A 15127-nucleotide genomic window follows, 5' to 3' on the forward strand; every position below is an offset into this window, starting at 1 on the left:
CTTCCAATTAATTCTCTGTCCAACATTCCGCTAATTGACGGGATAATTTACTCACATTCCCAGCCCCTTGTGCAAGGATTAAATCACCATCTTGAATCACCTGATCCAAAATTTCTGCTAGGCTGTCTTGTTCTGCCACAAAAATCGGATCAACTTTGCCTAAATTGCGAATAGAACGGCATAACGAACGGCTATCCGCGCCTGCGATTGGTGCTTCACCTGCGGCATACACATCAAGCATTAATAGCACATCAACTTGAGATAGTACTTGCACAAAATCATCAAATAAATCTCGCGTACGCGAATAACGGTGCGGTTGGAAAATCATCACAATTCGTTTGTTTTCCCAACCTTTTTTCGCTGCTTCAATGGTTACGTCCACTTCTGTTGGGTGATGCCCATAATCGTCCACTAACATCACTTTTCCGTTAGGACGAATAAACTGACCAAGCTGATCAAAACGGCGTCCTGCGCCTTGGAAATCCGCTAAGGCAGCTAAAATAGCCTCGTTGCTAATACCCTCTTCTTTTGCCACGGCAAAGGCTGCGGTTGCATTTAACGCATTATGCTTACCCGGTACGTTAAGCAATACATTGACGCGTTCACCTTGTGGCGTAACCACGGTGTAATGCCCTTGAAAACCCGTTTGCTGATAATCTTCAATACGATAATCTGCATTTTCACTAAAGCCATAAGTAATCACTTGACGCCCAACTTTTGGAATCAACTCAAGTAACACAGGATCGTCTGCACACATTACCGCTAAGCCATAAAACGGTAAATTATGTAAGAAATTCACATAGGTTTGTTTCATTTCTTCAAAATCACCGTGATAGGTTTCCATATGGTCAGGCTCAATATTGGTCACCACCGAAACCATTGGCTGTAAGTGTAAAAAAGACGCATCGCTTTCGTCCGCTTCTGCGATTAAATAACGGCTTGCGCCTAAATGAGCATTTGTGCCAGCTGATTTCACCAATCCACCATTTACGAAAGTCGGATCAAGCCCTGCCTGCGCATAAATCATTGAGATCATTGCGGTTGTTGTGGTTTTGCCGTGTGTCCCCGCAATGGCAATGCCGTGACGGAAACGCATAATTTCCGCTAACATTTGCGCGCGTTGAATCACAGGAATACGGTTATTGTGCGCTTCCACCACTTCTACGTTATCATCTTTAATGGCGCTGGATACCACCACCACACTCGCGCCATCAACATTGGCCGCTTGATGAGAAAAATAAATTTTTGCGCCTAACACACTTAAGCGTTGCGTTACTGCATTTTCCGCAATATCCGATCCCGTTACTTGGTAACCTTCATTCAACAAAACTTCCGCGATACCGCCCATTCCCGCACCACCAATGCCGACAAAATGAATTTGTTTCACACGACGCATTTCTGGCACGGTTTGTCTTACTCGTTTTTGAAATTCTTTCATTGCTCTGCCTCTTGTTATTCTTTTATTTCGCCACATTAATAATCACTTCTGCTACTTGCTGAGCAGATTTTGGTGTTGCCATTGCCTTGGCTTTTTCCGCCATTGTTAATAATTGGCTACGATCAAATTGGTTCAACATCTCAATTAGGGCTTCTGGCGTGAGATCTTTTTGTTCGATAATCTTAGCAGCACCCACGTCCGCTAAATATTTCGCATTCAAATATTGTTGTCTGTCTTTATGTTGGAACGGCACGAAAATTGCGGGCGTCCCTACAGCGGCAAGTTCGCACACCGTTAATGCGCCTGAACGACAAATCACAATATCCGCCCAGCCATAGGCTTCTGCCATATCATCAATAAAATCCGTTACTTGTACATCAGCCCCTTGCGGATAAAGTGCGGTGATTTTTTCCGACATATTTGCCCCCACTTGATGGCGAACGGTCAATTTATCCCCTAAGGCTTCCACCACTTTCGGCAAAGTGAGATTTAACACGCGCGCGCCTTGGCTGCCACCCACCACAAGCACTCTTAATTTACCTGAACGCTCAGCGAAACGCTGTGCAGGGCTTGGCATTTCAAACAAGGATTGACGCACAGGGTTGCCCACCACTTCCGTATTTGGAAAGGTGTTAGGAAACGCTTGCAACACTCGGGTTGCAATTTTGGCTAACCAAGAATTTGTTAGTCCTGCCACGGCATTTTGTTCGTGTAACACAATGGGTACACCGCATAATTTTGCCGCCACGCCACCCGGCCCTGAAACATAACCGCCCATACCAAGCACGGCATTAGGCTGATAGTCCTGAATAATTTTTTTCGCTTGGAAAATCGCTCGTACAATTTTAAATGGTGCAGCAAGCAAAGCCTTTATGCCTTTGCCACGCAAGCCCGAAATTTGGATAAATTTAATCGGGATACCGTGTTTCGGCACCAATTGTGCTTCCATACGATCTTGCGTGCCAAGCCAACAGATTTCCCAACCCTGTTGCTGTAAATATTGTGCAACCGCAATAGCAGGGAAAACGTGTCCACCTGTTCCACCTGCCATCACCAATAAACGTTTTTTTTGTTGTGCCACAATGTGTCCTTTTAATTATCTCTTAAACGTGCTTGTCCACTACGCATTAAACGGTTTTCGTGATCAATACGCAGTAGTACGCCGATGCTCACCGACATAATAATTAAGCTCGAGCCACCATAACTCACTAATGGGAACGTTAAACCTTTGGTCGGTAAAATCCCCAAAGCCATTCCTAAATTCACCACGCCTTGGAAACAAATCCAAAAACCAATTCCAAAGGCGAAAAAGCCTTTAAAACGTTGTTCTAGCAATAATGATTCCTTGCCAATTTTTAACGCACGGAAAACTAGCAAGCTGAGTAAAGTGATGACAAAAAGAATACCGATTAAACCAAATTCTTCCCCCACAACCGCCATAACAAAGTCTGTGTGCGCTTCAGGCAGATATTCTAATTTTTGGATCGAATTACCCAGCCCTTCGCCTGTAATTTCGCCGCGTCCAAAGGCCATTAAAGAGTTTGTAAGCTGGAAACCGCTACCATAAGGATCTTTGAAAGGTTCCCAAAAGCCTGTCATTCGTTTTAAACGGTAAGCCGATGCAAAAGCTAGCCAAAGCAACAATAGCACGCCTGCACAAACTAAGGTAAAGAATTGCCAGAAATTTGCTCCCACAATCCACAATAACCCAAAGGTAATCACGAATAATACAATGGTACTTCCTAAATCGGGCTGAGCAATGAGCAAGCCACCAAACAGCGCCATCACAAGCATTGGTTTGAACGCGCTCAGTTTGCGGCTACGCACTTCATCATAACGGCGCGTAAAATAGCTCGATAAAAAACAAATAAGCGCTAACTTGGCAAATTCTGCAGGCTGAAAGTTAAACAGCACGAGTGGAATCCAACGTCTTGCTCCGTTAATTTTTGCCCCAATCCCGGGGATTAACACTAAAACCAACAAAAAGATGGCTAGCCAAAAGATGTAACCATATTTTTTCTCCCAAAATTCCATTGGGATATTTAACACGCAGTAGCACGCAGAAATAGAAAGCACTACATAAACCGCATCACGTTTGGCAAAATGGAACGAATCCTGAAATAAGCGATCACCCACTGGAATTGACGCAGAAGATACCGCAATCATTCCCACTAATAAAAGCGTGATAAATAGCCACCATAAAGCACGATCATAAAGCAAATTATCTGTCGTAATCTGGGTATAACTTTTTAATTTATCAGTAAATTCCATTATCCCTTTTCCTAACTTAATTTGGCTAAGCGGGTAAATTCTTCGCCACGCTTTTCAAATGAGGCAAATTGATCAAGGCTCGCACAAGCTGGAGAAAGCAAGACCATATCACCAGCCTTGAGTTGCGGACGAAAGGCTTCAATCGCTTGTTCCATTGTGTCAAACAAATGACTTTGATCTGAAAGTTGCGCCAATTTTTCGCCATCTTGCCCAAAACAATAACATTCAATATGCGGTTGATTAATCAACGCAGCGAGTTCAGAAAAATCAGCACCTTTGCCATCACCGCCGAGTAATAAATAAAGTTTACCTGCCACCTGCAAGCCAGTGAGCGCCGCCACGGTGCTACCCACATTAGTGGCTTTGGAATCGTTAATCCAACGCACACCTTGGGCAAAATGAGCTAATTGAAAACGGTGATCTAGCCCTGTAAATTCACGAAGTGCGGTGCAAATTCCTTGCAAATTTATCCCCGCACTTTGTGCCAAGGCAATGGCGGCCAGTGCATTCATATAATTATGACGACCCGTCAATTTTATTTCATCGCAAGGTAAAATCATTTCTTCATAAGCCATTAAATATTGCTTACCGTTTTCGCTTTTTAGCCAATAATCTGCGTTCGTTTCGCCAAAGCTCACTTGGCGCTTCGCTCGCTCAGTGCCGTCTTGTTGGGTTAGCGGATCTTCTGCATTAATCACCGCAGTTTGGCAATGATGATAAATTTTTAATTTGGCTTGGCGATAATCTTCTAAATCCACATAACGATTCATATGATCTTCGCTCACATTTAATACGGTCGCGGCAATGGCTTTTAAGCTGTAAGTGGTTTCCAGTTGAAAGCTCGACAGTTCTAGCACATAAATATCATGGTTTTGTTCAAGCAAAGAAAGGGCTGGAATGCCAATATTGCCGCCCATTCCCACCTTTAAGCCTGCGGCTTTCGCCATTTCTGCCACTAAGGTGGTTACCGTGCTTTTGCCGTTTGAACCCGTAATGGCAATAATCGGTTTATCGGCAGCACGACAGAACAATTCAATATCGCCCACCACTTCAACGCCAGCTTGAAGTGCGGTGTAAATTTCTGGTGTTTTTACTGCAAGCCCAGGGCTGATTACAATCATATCGCTTTCCAGCAGCCATTGTGGGTTTAAGCCGCCCGTATGCACTGGCACATTTGGCGGTAATTGCTCCACACCCGCTGGTGATTGGCGGGTATCCATTACGCGAACCTTAGCTTGTTGCGCAAGCAAATAATCCACGCAAGACAACCCTGTTTTGCCCAAGCCTACTACACAGATATTTTTATCTTGATATTGATTCATTGTTTGCTCTTAACCTTTTTAACGTAACTTCAAAGTAACCAAGCCAAGTAATACAAGCATTAAGGAAATAATCCAAAAGCGAATAATCACGCGCGGTTCAGGCCAGCCTTTTAATTCAAAATGATGGTGAATAGGTGCCATACGGAAAATACGCTGTTTACGCAGTTTGTAAGAACCAACTTGCAAAATTACAGACAGAGTTTCCATTACAAACACACCGCCCATAATCACTAATAAAAATTCCTGGCGAACTAGCACGGCCACCACACCTAATGCGCCGCCCAGTGCAAGCGATCCCACATCGCCCATAAACACTTGCGCTGGGTAAGTATTAAACCAGAGGAAGCCTAATCCCGCACCGACAATGGCGGTACAGAACACCACCAGCTCAGAAGTGTATTTAATATGCGGAATATACAAATAATTTGACCATTCTACGTTACCTGTTGCCCACGCAATCAAAGCAAATGCGCCTGCCACAAAGACAGTCGGCATAATGGCAAGGCCGTCTAAGCCGTCTGTTAAATTCACCGCGTTACTTGTCCCCACAATCACAAAATAGGCCAACACGATATAGAACAAGCCAAGCTGCGGCATCACTTCTTTAAAGAATGGTACGACAAGGCGTGTGGCATCGGTGTCTTTCCCCACGGCATACATACCAAATACCGCAACGAGCGCAATGGCCGATAGCCAAAAATATTTCCAGCGTGCAATTAAGCCGTCCGTGTTTTTACGAGTGATTTTGCGGTAATCGTCCACAAAGCCCACTGCGCCATAGCCGAGCAACACAAATAAGCTAAACCAAACATAAGGATTGGCTAAATTTGCCCAAAGCAAGGTGCTAACGGTAATGGCGAATAAAATCATAATTCCGCCCATAGTTGGCGTACCTTTTTTGCTTAAATGGCTTTCTGGCCCGTCATTACGCACTTCTTGGCCAAATTTAAGAATTTGTAAACGGCGGATCACCTTAGGGCCGATCCATAATGAGATTAACAGTGCGGTCAATAATGCCAAGATCGCACGCACGGTAATATAAGAGATGACATTAAAGCCACTTTGATATTGCTGGAGATATTCCGCGAGCCAAACTAACATTGGAAATTATCCTTTAATAATTCAATTACATTTTCTAATTGCATTCGGCGAGAGCCTTTGGCTAACACCACAACGGATTGATTTTGTGCTAATTTTTCTTTAATTAAGCGAGTAATAAAATCCGCCAAGGCGGCTTGTTCAGTAAAATGCGTTCCGCCATTTTGGGCTGAAATCACCGCACTTTCCTGACCAAAACTTGCCACAAAATCTAATTGTGCCGCTTTCGCCGCGTCCGCCACTTGCTGATGGCAAAGCTGACTATTTTCGCCTAATTCTGCCATATCGCCAACAATTAAAATGCGAAAAGCGGGATATTTTTGTAACACCTGAATCGCCGACTGCAAGGAATCTACATTGGCGTTGTAAGTGTCATCGAGTAACAATAAATTTTCGCAAGGCTGAATCGGGAATAAACGCCCTTTCACTTTTGCACCTTTTGCCAAGCCTTGTTGCACATCAGAAAGGCTTGCGCCCACATTCATCGCTAACGCGGCTGCTGCCAACGCATTGCTGATGTTATGTTCGCCTAAATAAGGCAACTGAATAGCAATCTCACCCTGTGGGCTGTGTAAGGTGAACTGCGATCCTTGCCCATTGAGCTGAATATCCGTGGCATAAAAATCCGCTTGTGAATTTGTTAAAGAAAACGACCGCACTTGGTGATCGCCAATATTCTTTTGCCAATCCGCCAAATAATTGCAATCTAAATTAATCAAGGCGATGCCTTGTTGCGCAAGCCCTTGATAGATTTCGCCTTTGGCTTGTGCCACGCCTGCAAGACTACCAAAACCTTCCAAATGCGCAGCGGCCACATTATTCACCATCGCCACGTTAGGACGCACTAATTCCGTGGTGTACGCAATTTCACCTAGATGATTGGCGCCCAATTCAATCACCGCAAATTTATGCTGCGGGGTAAGGCGTAATAAGGTTAATGGCACGCCAATATCATTATTAAAATTACCGTTGGTAAATAAAACTTGGGAAAAATCCCCCGCACTTTGTTGCAAAATGGCGGCAGTCATTTCTTTCACCGTGGTTTTGCCTGATGATCCCGTGATCGCCACTGTCAAAGGGTTAATTTGCGCTTTTAGCCATTTGCCTAGCTGCCCTAAGGCAAGTCGAGTGTCCGCAACGACAATTTGTGGCACATCTATTTCACATTGATGATCCACGATCAGCGCCAATGCTCCTTGCTCCACGGCATTGGCTAAATATTGATGACCATCAAAACGCTCGCCTTTTAAGGCAAAAAATAGCCCTTGCGGATTGGCTTGACGAGTATCCGTGCTGATATTTTCAATCGCGACACGCCCATCACCATAAAGCGTGCCATTGAGAATCTCAGCCAATTGTTGGGTGGTTAGTTTAATCATTTTGTTTCACTAAAATATTGTTTTACTGTCGCTTGATCGGAAAACGGCAATTTCGTTGTGCCAATAATTTGGTAATTTTCGTGGCCTTTGCCGGCAATCAGCACCACATCTTGCGGTTGTGCAATTTTGAGCGCTTGTTGAATCGCTTGATCACGCTGATGAATAATCTGCACCTTGCTTAAATCCACAAATCCCGCTTGAATGTCTTGCATAATTTTTTCGGCATCTTCTGTGCGTGGGTTGTCGTCCGTAACAATCACAAAATCAGCAAATTGCTCTGCAATGTGTGCCATTTGCGGACGCTTCCCTGTATCCCGATCACCACCACAACCAAACACGCAATAAAGCGCGCCTTCACAATGTAAGCGTGCCGCTTGCAACGCTTTTTCTAAGGCATCTGGCGTGTGCGCATAATCCACAATCGCCGTGGCCTGATTTGCCGCATGCAAACGTTCCATTCGCCCACAAACACCTTGTAATTGCCCTGCACTTTGGCAAAGTTCGTTTAAAGAATAACCTAAGGCAAGCAGACTGGCGAAAGCAAATAATAAATTGCTGACATTAAATGCGCCAATCAATGGGCTATGTAATTCACCCTCGCCCCAACTAGACGTGAAATGAATAATCGCACCTTGGTTATGGAATTGAACTTGCTCTGCTTTGAGCCATTGTTTATGGCTTGGTTGATAATCGGCTTTACAGCTCACCGCAATGGCATTGGGTAATTGCTGTAACCATTGTGCGCCCACAGGATCATCGGCGTTAATCACCTTATGCGTGCTATGTAACTCGCTAAATAAACGGTATTTCGCAGCAGCATAATTTTCCATTGTGTGGTGATAATCAAGATGATCACGACTCAGGTTGGTAAAAATAGCCACGGCAAATTGCAGTGCTTCAACACGATGTTGCACTAAGCCGTGTGATGACACTTCAATGGCAGCAAAATCTGCGCCAGCCTGTACAAATTCTGCGAGGGTGGATTGAATTTCAATGGCTGAACCTGTGGTATTTGCCGCTTCCTTAATTTGCCCAAGCAAGCCATTGCCAATGGTTCCCATTACTGCACTTTTATGTCCAAGCAAGTTCGCCCACTGCGCCACAAGCTGAGCCACCGTGGTTTTGCCATTCGTTCCTGTTACGCCAACAAGGGTTAAATGGGCTGAAGGATCATTATAAAATTGCCCTGCAAGACGTGATAAATGTTGCGGTAATTCATAATAGGCAATGAGCGGAATGCCTTGTTCCATTTTGACGGTTAAGTGTTGCTGAGCAAAATCAGCTTCAAAAAGCACCGCACTTGCGCCATTGCTAATTGCTTGCGGAATGTAGTTTCTGCCGTCCGTTTGATGCCCTTTTATAGCAACGAAAAGACAGCCAGTCTTTGCAGAGCGGCTGTCTAACGTCATTTCGGTCAGCTCAACTTCTTGGGGCAAATGTTCTATCCCCAAAAGTGCGGTGAGTTTTTTCATTATTTTTCCTTGATCAAAAATTAGTTCGTTGTTTCATCTTTTTTCTGAGTATTTAAACGAACGGTGCGTTTGGCGACTTTTTGTTGCTCCACCGCATCAGGCGGAACGTTATTCATTCGTAACGCATAGCCCATAATATTTGAGAACAATGGTGCAGAAACCGCCCCACCATAATATTGCCCCGCTTTCGGCTCATTGATCAAAACAATCAGTGCATAGCGTGGATCGCTCACTGGTGCAATGCCTGCGGTGTAAGCAATATATTTATCCACATAACGGCCTTTTTCTAGTTTTTTCGCTGTCCCTGTTTTGATCCCAACGCGATAACCTTCCACCATTGCGCGTTTATTTTTGATCGCCACTTTTTCCATCATATTCACCACTTCACGGGTGATTTTCTCGGAAAATACACGCTGTCCGATAACAGGCGGATCAACCTTGGTAATAGAAAGTGGACGATAAATCCCGAAACTGCCTAAGGTCACATAAGCACGTGCAATTTGCACTGGCGTTACATTCAAGCCATAACCATAAGCCACGTTAGCACGCTCAATATCAGCCCAACGCTTACGGTTTGCATTTAATAAGCCTGATTGCTCACCGCTTAGCCCAAGTTCTGTCGGTTTTCCTAAGCCTGCATTTTCATAGGTTTCCATTAAGGCACTTGGTGGCATTAATAAGGCTAAACGGCTCACACCACGGTTACTGGAGTTTTCTAAAATTTCATCAAGGGTTTGGCTATCTCTTGGTGCCACATCTTTGACTTCGTGTCCATTTAGCACTAAACGCCCTGTATTAATCACTTGATGACGTCCCACCACGCCGCGTTGAAGTGCGGTTAAAACAACAAAAGGTTTTACCGTAGAACCTGGCTCAAAAATATCCGTTACTGCACGGTTGCGGATAAGATCCGCTTTCACGCCAGTACGATTATTCGGGTTATAAGAAGGCGCATTCACCATTGCCAATACTTCACCTGTGCGAATATCTACTAACACAGCTGTGCCTGATTCTGCTTTATTTGCTGCAACCGCTTTTTTGATTTCACGGTAAACCATAGATTGCAGTTTTTCATCAATACTTAGCGTAACATTATGTGCATCGTATTTTTTAACATCGGCAATATCTTCCACCACACGCCCAAATTTATCTTTGCGGTAAGTGCGTGAACCCGATTTCCCCACTAGCAAGGAATTAAAACTTTTTTCAATACCTTCAATACCCTCACCATCAATATTGGTGTAGCCAATTAAATGAGCGGTTTCTTCTACTCGTGGATAAAAACGGCGCGCTTCGGTTTTTAAGGTTACCCCTTTGATTTTCAGCTGTTTCACATAGTCTGAAATGGTTGGTGAAACCTGACGAGATAAATAAATAAATCTTGACGAAGGCGATTTTTCAATGCGTTTAATTAAATCTTTGTAAGGTACTTTGAGTGCTTTTGCGAGCGCTTGCCAACGTTCTTTATCTTGCAATGAATTTTCTTTAAAGATGAATTTAGGATCAGCCACCACTGAATACATTGGTACGCTAACGGATAATAACTGTCCATTACGATCTAAAATTGAACCACGCACAGAAAGAATTTCCTGCGTGCGCACGGAACGTTTGTCTGCCTCAACCATCAAAGGTTCAGGGTTTACGCCTTGTAAATAAATCGCTCTTGCCGCAAGAGTGGATAATAGGGTAATCATAATGCCCACAGCCACCCAAAAACGCCAGCGGATAAAGCTGTTGGTGTAAGAAATTTTCGGCTTGTTACGTTTAACTGAACTGCTCGTTTTGCTACTACGTCTTATACTTTGACTTTTCTTTTTCATCTTCCCCTCCAACTACTCAACAAGCAGTACTTCCTGTTCTGAACGGGTTCTATCCATTTTTAACTTGGTTTTGGCAATGGCCTCAATACGGTTATTATCGCTTTGTGTTGCTTCTTCCAATTTCAAACTTAAATATTCATTTTCTAAGGCTTGATGTTGCCAAAGCAACTCTCCTTTTTGCATCACTAAGGCGCGGGTTTTATGGGTTATCCAAATTGTCCCTAAGGCACTACAAAGGATTAAAATAAACAGCAAAATGATTAATTTATTCGAACTGAATAAATCTTCTGAGAGCATTGAAGCTAATGGATAACGTTCTGAATTTTCAACCATTTTTATACTCTCTCCGCAATACGCAGCACCGCACTTCTTGAGCGGGCATTTTGGGCAATTTCTTGTTCACTTGGCATAATCGCCTTGCCAATGGTTTTTAAGGTTTGGCTACGCTGAATTTGATCTTCACGCAACGGCAAGCCTTTCGGCAAACTTTCGCCCTTGCTTTGCTTACGCATAAAATGTTTCACCATACGATCTTCAAGAGAATGGAAGCTGATGATCGACAAACGTCCTTGTGGCGCTAATACTTGTAGAGCCCCTTGCAAGACACGTTCTAGTTCTTCCAATTCAGCATTAATGAAAATACGAATTGCCTGAAAACTACGCGTAGCTGGGTGTTTATGTTTATCTTTAAAAGGAACCGATTGCGCAATCAGCTCAGCTAATTGCAAGGTGCGATTAAGTGGTTCTGTGCCATTTTGACGTGCATTTTTATTATAATTAACAATGGCTTGTGCAATGCGCTTAGCAAAACGCTCTTCGCCAAAGGTTTTCAGCACCCAAGCTAAATCTTGCTCAGAAACCTGTTGCAACCATTCTGCCGCTGATAAACCTTGGGTGGTATCCATTCGCATATCAAGCGGGCCGTCTTTCATAAAGCTAAACCCACGTTCAGCTTCATCTAGTTGAGGGGAAGATACACCAAGATCGAGCAAAATACCGTCAATCTTACCGACTAAACCTAATTTTTCGCAGATCTCAGGGATCGCAGAAAAGCTATTGTGTTCGATCTGAAAACGCGGATCTTGAATTTGCGCTGCCGCCGCAATCGCACGCGGATCGCGATCAATGGCGATTAATCTGCCATCTTGGGATAAGCGAGATAAAATCAGACGAGAATGACCGCCGCGCCCAAAAGTGCCATCAATATAGATGCCTTTTTCTTTCAACGCCAAAGCGTCCACCGCCTCATTTAATAAAACGGTGAAATGTTCAGGTGAAGAAAAAAGGTTCTGCGCGTTCATAAGTCGTTATTAAATAATAAAAATTAAATGTTAAAATGAGATAATGCGGTGTACCTAAGTACACCGCTTATCTCTGCTAGTGCCGTTGTCTTGGCGGAAGTTAATCTTCTCTTATAAAGACAACGTGATTAATTCAGGAGATTGGGCAAGCTGACCACTTGCACCGAGAGCCATATCTTGTTGAATTTGAGCCTGCCACTCCACATCGCTCCAAATTTCAAATTTATTTAGCTGGCCCACTAACATTGTGCTTTTTTCTAGTTTCGCGTGCTGGCGTAATGGCGCGCTGATTAAAATTCGCCCTACACTATCCAGCTCACATTCCGTGGCATAACCGAGCATCACACGCTGTAAACTGCGTTGCACAGGATCAAAATTCGACAAACTTAATAATTTTTGCTCAACAATTTCCCATTCATCTAAGGGATAAAGTAACAAGCAAGGTTGGCGAATATCCACGGTGCAAACCATTTGCCCATTATTTTTTTCTAGGATCTCGGCACGGTAACGGGTGGGAATGGCAAGCCGTCCCTTTGAATCCAGATTTACCGATGATGCGCCACGAAACATTGTTTGAGATCTCTTGTTAAAAATAAGTGCGGTTATTTTTTACAGAATTTTGCAATTTTTACCACAAAACACCACTTTTTACCACTTATTCGTAAGTTTAGTATTAGTTTGACTAAGTTGCAAGCAGTTTGATCCAGATCTTATGTAAAGATTTGTATATTTCGGCCAAAAAGAAAGCCATTTGAGCAACGCACCAAATAGCTTTATGAAGAATCATTGAAAAGTGAAAAATGTAAAGATCGGGATCTGATCCTAAGATTTAGCTGCTTTCTCTTGCTCCGCTTTTTTCGGTGGATCTTCATCAAATTTCACCACTGGCACACAACTGCGGCAAGCGCCTTGATCGATCCCTAATTCTTTGCAAAATTCACTGTATTTATCCCATAATCTGCGCAGCACACCTTTTTGTTGATTTGCCATTATTTCCCCCTATTTTGCGATTTATTCTTTGCCTTATGTATTCCTTATCATAAAAGAATTTTTGGCTTTTGCAACCATCGTTTTACTTCTTCGCGACAAGCTTGCAACCATTGCTTTTTGCCCGTGTTTGGTAAGATTTTTTGTTCACAATACGCCGACAACAAAGGCAATGTTTCCCCTTGATTGCCCCATAATAAACGACGAATAGCCGGGATCGTGCTGGCTAAATTTCGCTGATAATGCGCAAAATAATGTAGCGCTTTGATGTCTTGCTCATTCAAGAAAAAATCCCTTTCTTGTTGTCCTTGTGGGCATAGCTGCGAGGCTAAAGGGTGAAAAGATAAAGGCATATCCCGCTCAAATTGCGCCACTAATTGTGCGCAAAAATCTTGCCCTGCACCACTTAATCCTTTTACGCTAATTGCACTATAACAACCGCTGCTGGCTTCTTTATGGCTGCCTAAATACACCAAATTAAACCCACACTTTTGCCAGAATTGAGCGAGCTCGAGCGTGTAGCCAAAACTCACCGATAAAAAATCTTGCGTGCGATCTTGGTTCTGCAGACTTGGCTCATTCACTTCTGCCATTAGCGCCTGCCCTATCCCTTGATGTTGCCATTTGGGTTGCACGGCAATGCGAGAAATGCGTGCAGAACTCAGCTTGCACGCCGATTCATTTAGGCTTGCTTGGCACAATATTTGCGCCACTAAATTGCCTTTCGGACGGCGGATACCTTGCATTATGCCTTCAATCAACGTGCTGTCCTTCATTCCCCCTTCATTCAGTAGCCAAAGCGCACCCAATAAATGCTGATTGAATTTTGCCAGTAAAAATTGCTGATGCTTGCCATCGAGCAAACGACGTAAATCCACGGGGGACGTTTTATAATGAGCGAGAGTTAGCAATCCGTAAAAATCTTCATATTCCCCTTGCTGAAAAAGGCCGTGGCTATGATGCCAATGAAAATGCAAGTCTGCATTCGGGACGAAATTAGGCTGAGCTAATTGGTTTTCTGCTTCTAATAAAAGCAAATCAGAAATAAAAGGCTCGATCAGATCATCAGCTCGCCAACGCAACGGGGTGCTGAGTTCAAAATGTTGCAAAGTGCGGTGATTTTTTTGCATAAATTTAAGCAAGAAACCGCGCCCCGTTCCTTCATAGCTTTGTATCGTGGTGGTACATAAAATCGCCCGAAAATGTGCTGTGAGCTGCATTAATAAAGGTAGCGGGATCATCGCTGCTTCATCAATGATCAACCAATGATCGTTAAATTTATCGGGCTCTTGTTGCACTTGTTGAGCGAGATCATCGGGCGCAATAAAAGGCAACTCTTTCTCAGCAAAATCTTGTAAAATTTGCACCGCACTTTTATTGGGCGCAGTGAGAATCACCTTGTCTAAATGGGCGGCAAATAATCCTGCCAAGGCGGATTTTCCCCGCCCACGCTTGGCGGTGATCACATTAATTTCTTTCGGAGCATTTAATAGCTGTTGCAAAATGCGTTGTTGCTCCTGCGTGGCAGAATGAAAGGACTGTATCGGCTCAATGGCTGAGTTATGCGGTGCGGGTAAAAAGCTATCGCCATTTTGTTGCTGATAAATAGGAAAGCCGTATTCACGCACTTTTTGTTGCATAAATTGGACAAAATTTGGTGTGCAAATGCCTTGCGGAACACCGCTCCAACGCTGGCTATCCAAATCAATTTGCGTGGCTAAATGTTGCCAATGGTTGAACAATAAATAAAGCTGCCCACCCGCTTGTAATGTACCTGCGGCAATGGCAAGGGCGTCAAGATTTAGGCTTTGTCTGGAATCGTAAATAATCAGGGAATGTTCGCGCCCAAGCTGATTTTTCGCTTTGCTAAAAGGAATGGGCGTGATGTTTTGAGCGGGCAAAAGTACGGTGCAATTTTCATCAAAAAAAAGCACCGCACTTTGTTTTTCAAAGCGATCTAAGCCAGAAAATAAGGGAGAAAGTTGAGTCTGTAACCACGCATTTTCCCCAACGAAGATACAAAGCTGACGTGGCTGCAA

13 protein-coding genes are annotated in these 15127 nt (G+C 43.7%); all 13 read right to left on the reverse strand.

What is annotated here, in order from left to right; all coding sequences use genetic code 11:
• Positions 1–7: 7 nt before the first annotated feature.
• Positions 8–1438, reverse strand: a complete 1431-nt coding sequence (murC, locus tag DYC50_RS09900; protein WP_115250025.1) for a UDP-N-acetylmuramate--L-alanine ligase — start codon at positions 1436–1438, stop codon at positions 8–10.
• A 22-nt stretch (positions 1439–1460) separates the two neighbouring features.
• Positions 1461–2519, reverse strand: coding sequence for an undecaprenyldiphospho-muramoylpentapeptide beta-N-acetylglucosaminyltransferase (gene murG / locus DYC50_RS09905; RefSeq protein WP_115250026.1), 1059 nt, complete (start codon positions 2517–2519; stop codon positions 1461–1463).
• 11 nt (positions 2520–2530) lie between these two features.
• Positions 2531–3709, reverse strand: a complete 1179-nt coding sequence (gene ftsW, locus DYC50_RS09910) for a putative lipid II flippase FtsW (RefSeq protein ID WP_115250027.1) — start codon at positions 3707–3709, stop codon at positions 2531–2533.
• Between the two features lie 11 nt (positions 3710–3720).
• The gene (gene murD / locus DYC50_RS09915) at positions 3721–5031 is read right to left on the reverse strand and encodes a UDP-N-acetylmuramoyl-L-alanine--D-glutamate ligase (protein WP_115250028.1); all 1311 of its coding nucleotides are present in this window, start codon (positions 5029–5031) and stop codon (positions 3721–3723) included.
• Positions 5032–5049: 18 nt separating this feature from the next.
• The gene (mraY, locus tag DYC50_RS09920) at positions 5050–6132 is read right to left on the reverse strand and encodes a phospho-N-acetylmuramoyl-pentapeptide-transferase (protein ID WP_115250030.1); all 1083 of its coding nucleotides are present in this window, start codon (positions 6130–6132) and stop codon (positions 5050–5052) included.
• Complete coding sequence (gene murF, locus DYC50_RS09925; protein ID WP_115250031.1) at positions 6126–7508, reverse strand: UDP-N-acetylmuramoyl-tripeptide--D-alanyl-D-alanine ligase; 1383 nt, start codon at positions 7506–7508, stop codon at positions 6126–6128. The genes mraY and murF overlap by 7 nt, the downstream gene beginning before the upstream one ends.
• Positions 7505–8980: a UDP-N-acetylmuramoyl-L-alanyl-D-glutamate--2,6-diaminopimelate ligase gene (gene murE, locus DYC50_RS09930; protein ID WP_115250032.1), complete on the reverse strand. Its 1476-nt coding sequence runs from the start codon at positions 8978–8980 to the stop codon at positions 7505–7507. The genes murF and murE overlap by 4 nt, the downstream gene beginning before the upstream one ends.
• A gap of 20 nt (positions 8981–9000) precedes the next feature.
• The gene (gene ftsI, locus DYC50_RS09935; protein ID WP_115250033.1) at positions 9001–10800 is read right to left on the reverse strand and encodes a peptidoglycan glycosyltransferase FtsI; all 1800 of its coding nucleotides are present in this window, start codon (positions 10798–10800) and stop codon (positions 9001–9003) included.
• Between the two features lie 12 nt (positions 10801–10812).
• Positions 10813–11133 (reverse strand): cell division protein FtsL, encoded by a 321-nt coding sequence (gene ftsL, locus DYC50_RS09940; protein WP_115250034.1) that lies wholly within the window; start codon positions 11131–11133, stop codon positions 10813–10815.
• Between the two features lie 2 nt (positions 11134–11135).
• Positions 11136–12101 (reverse strand): 16S rRNA (cytosine(1402)-N(4))-methyltransferase RsmH, encoded by a 966-nt coding sequence (gene rsmH, locus DYC50_RS09945; protein WP_115250035.1) that lies wholly within the window; start codon positions 12099–12101, stop codon positions 11136–11138.
• 111 nt (positions 12102–12212) lie between these two features.
• On the reverse strand, positions 12213–12671 hold the full coding sequence (gene mraZ, locus DYC50_RS09950; RefSeq protein WP_115250036.1) for a division/cell wall cluster transcriptional repressor MraZ: 459 nt from the start codon (positions 12669–12671) through the stop codon (positions 12213–12215).
• 252 nt (positions 12672–12923) lie between these two features.
• Complete coding sequence (locus DYC50_RS10675; RefSeq protein WP_172459084.1) at positions 12924–13091, reverse strand: DUF5363 domain-containing protein; 168 nt, start codon at positions 13089–13091, stop codon at positions 12924–12926.
• Between the two features lie 47 nt (positions 13092–13138).
• A complete protein-coding gene (locus DYC50_RS09955; RefSeq protein WP_115250038.1) occupies positions 13139–15127 on the reverse strand; it encodes a tRNA(Met) cytidine acetyltransferase TmcA in 1989 nt (662 codons plus the stop codon).

Origin of the sequence: Avibacterium avium, from assembly GCF_900454535.1 — a bacterium.
Lineage (GTDB): Bacteria > Pseudomonadota > Gammaproteobacteria > Enterobacterales > Pasteurellaceae > Avibacterium > Avibacterium avium.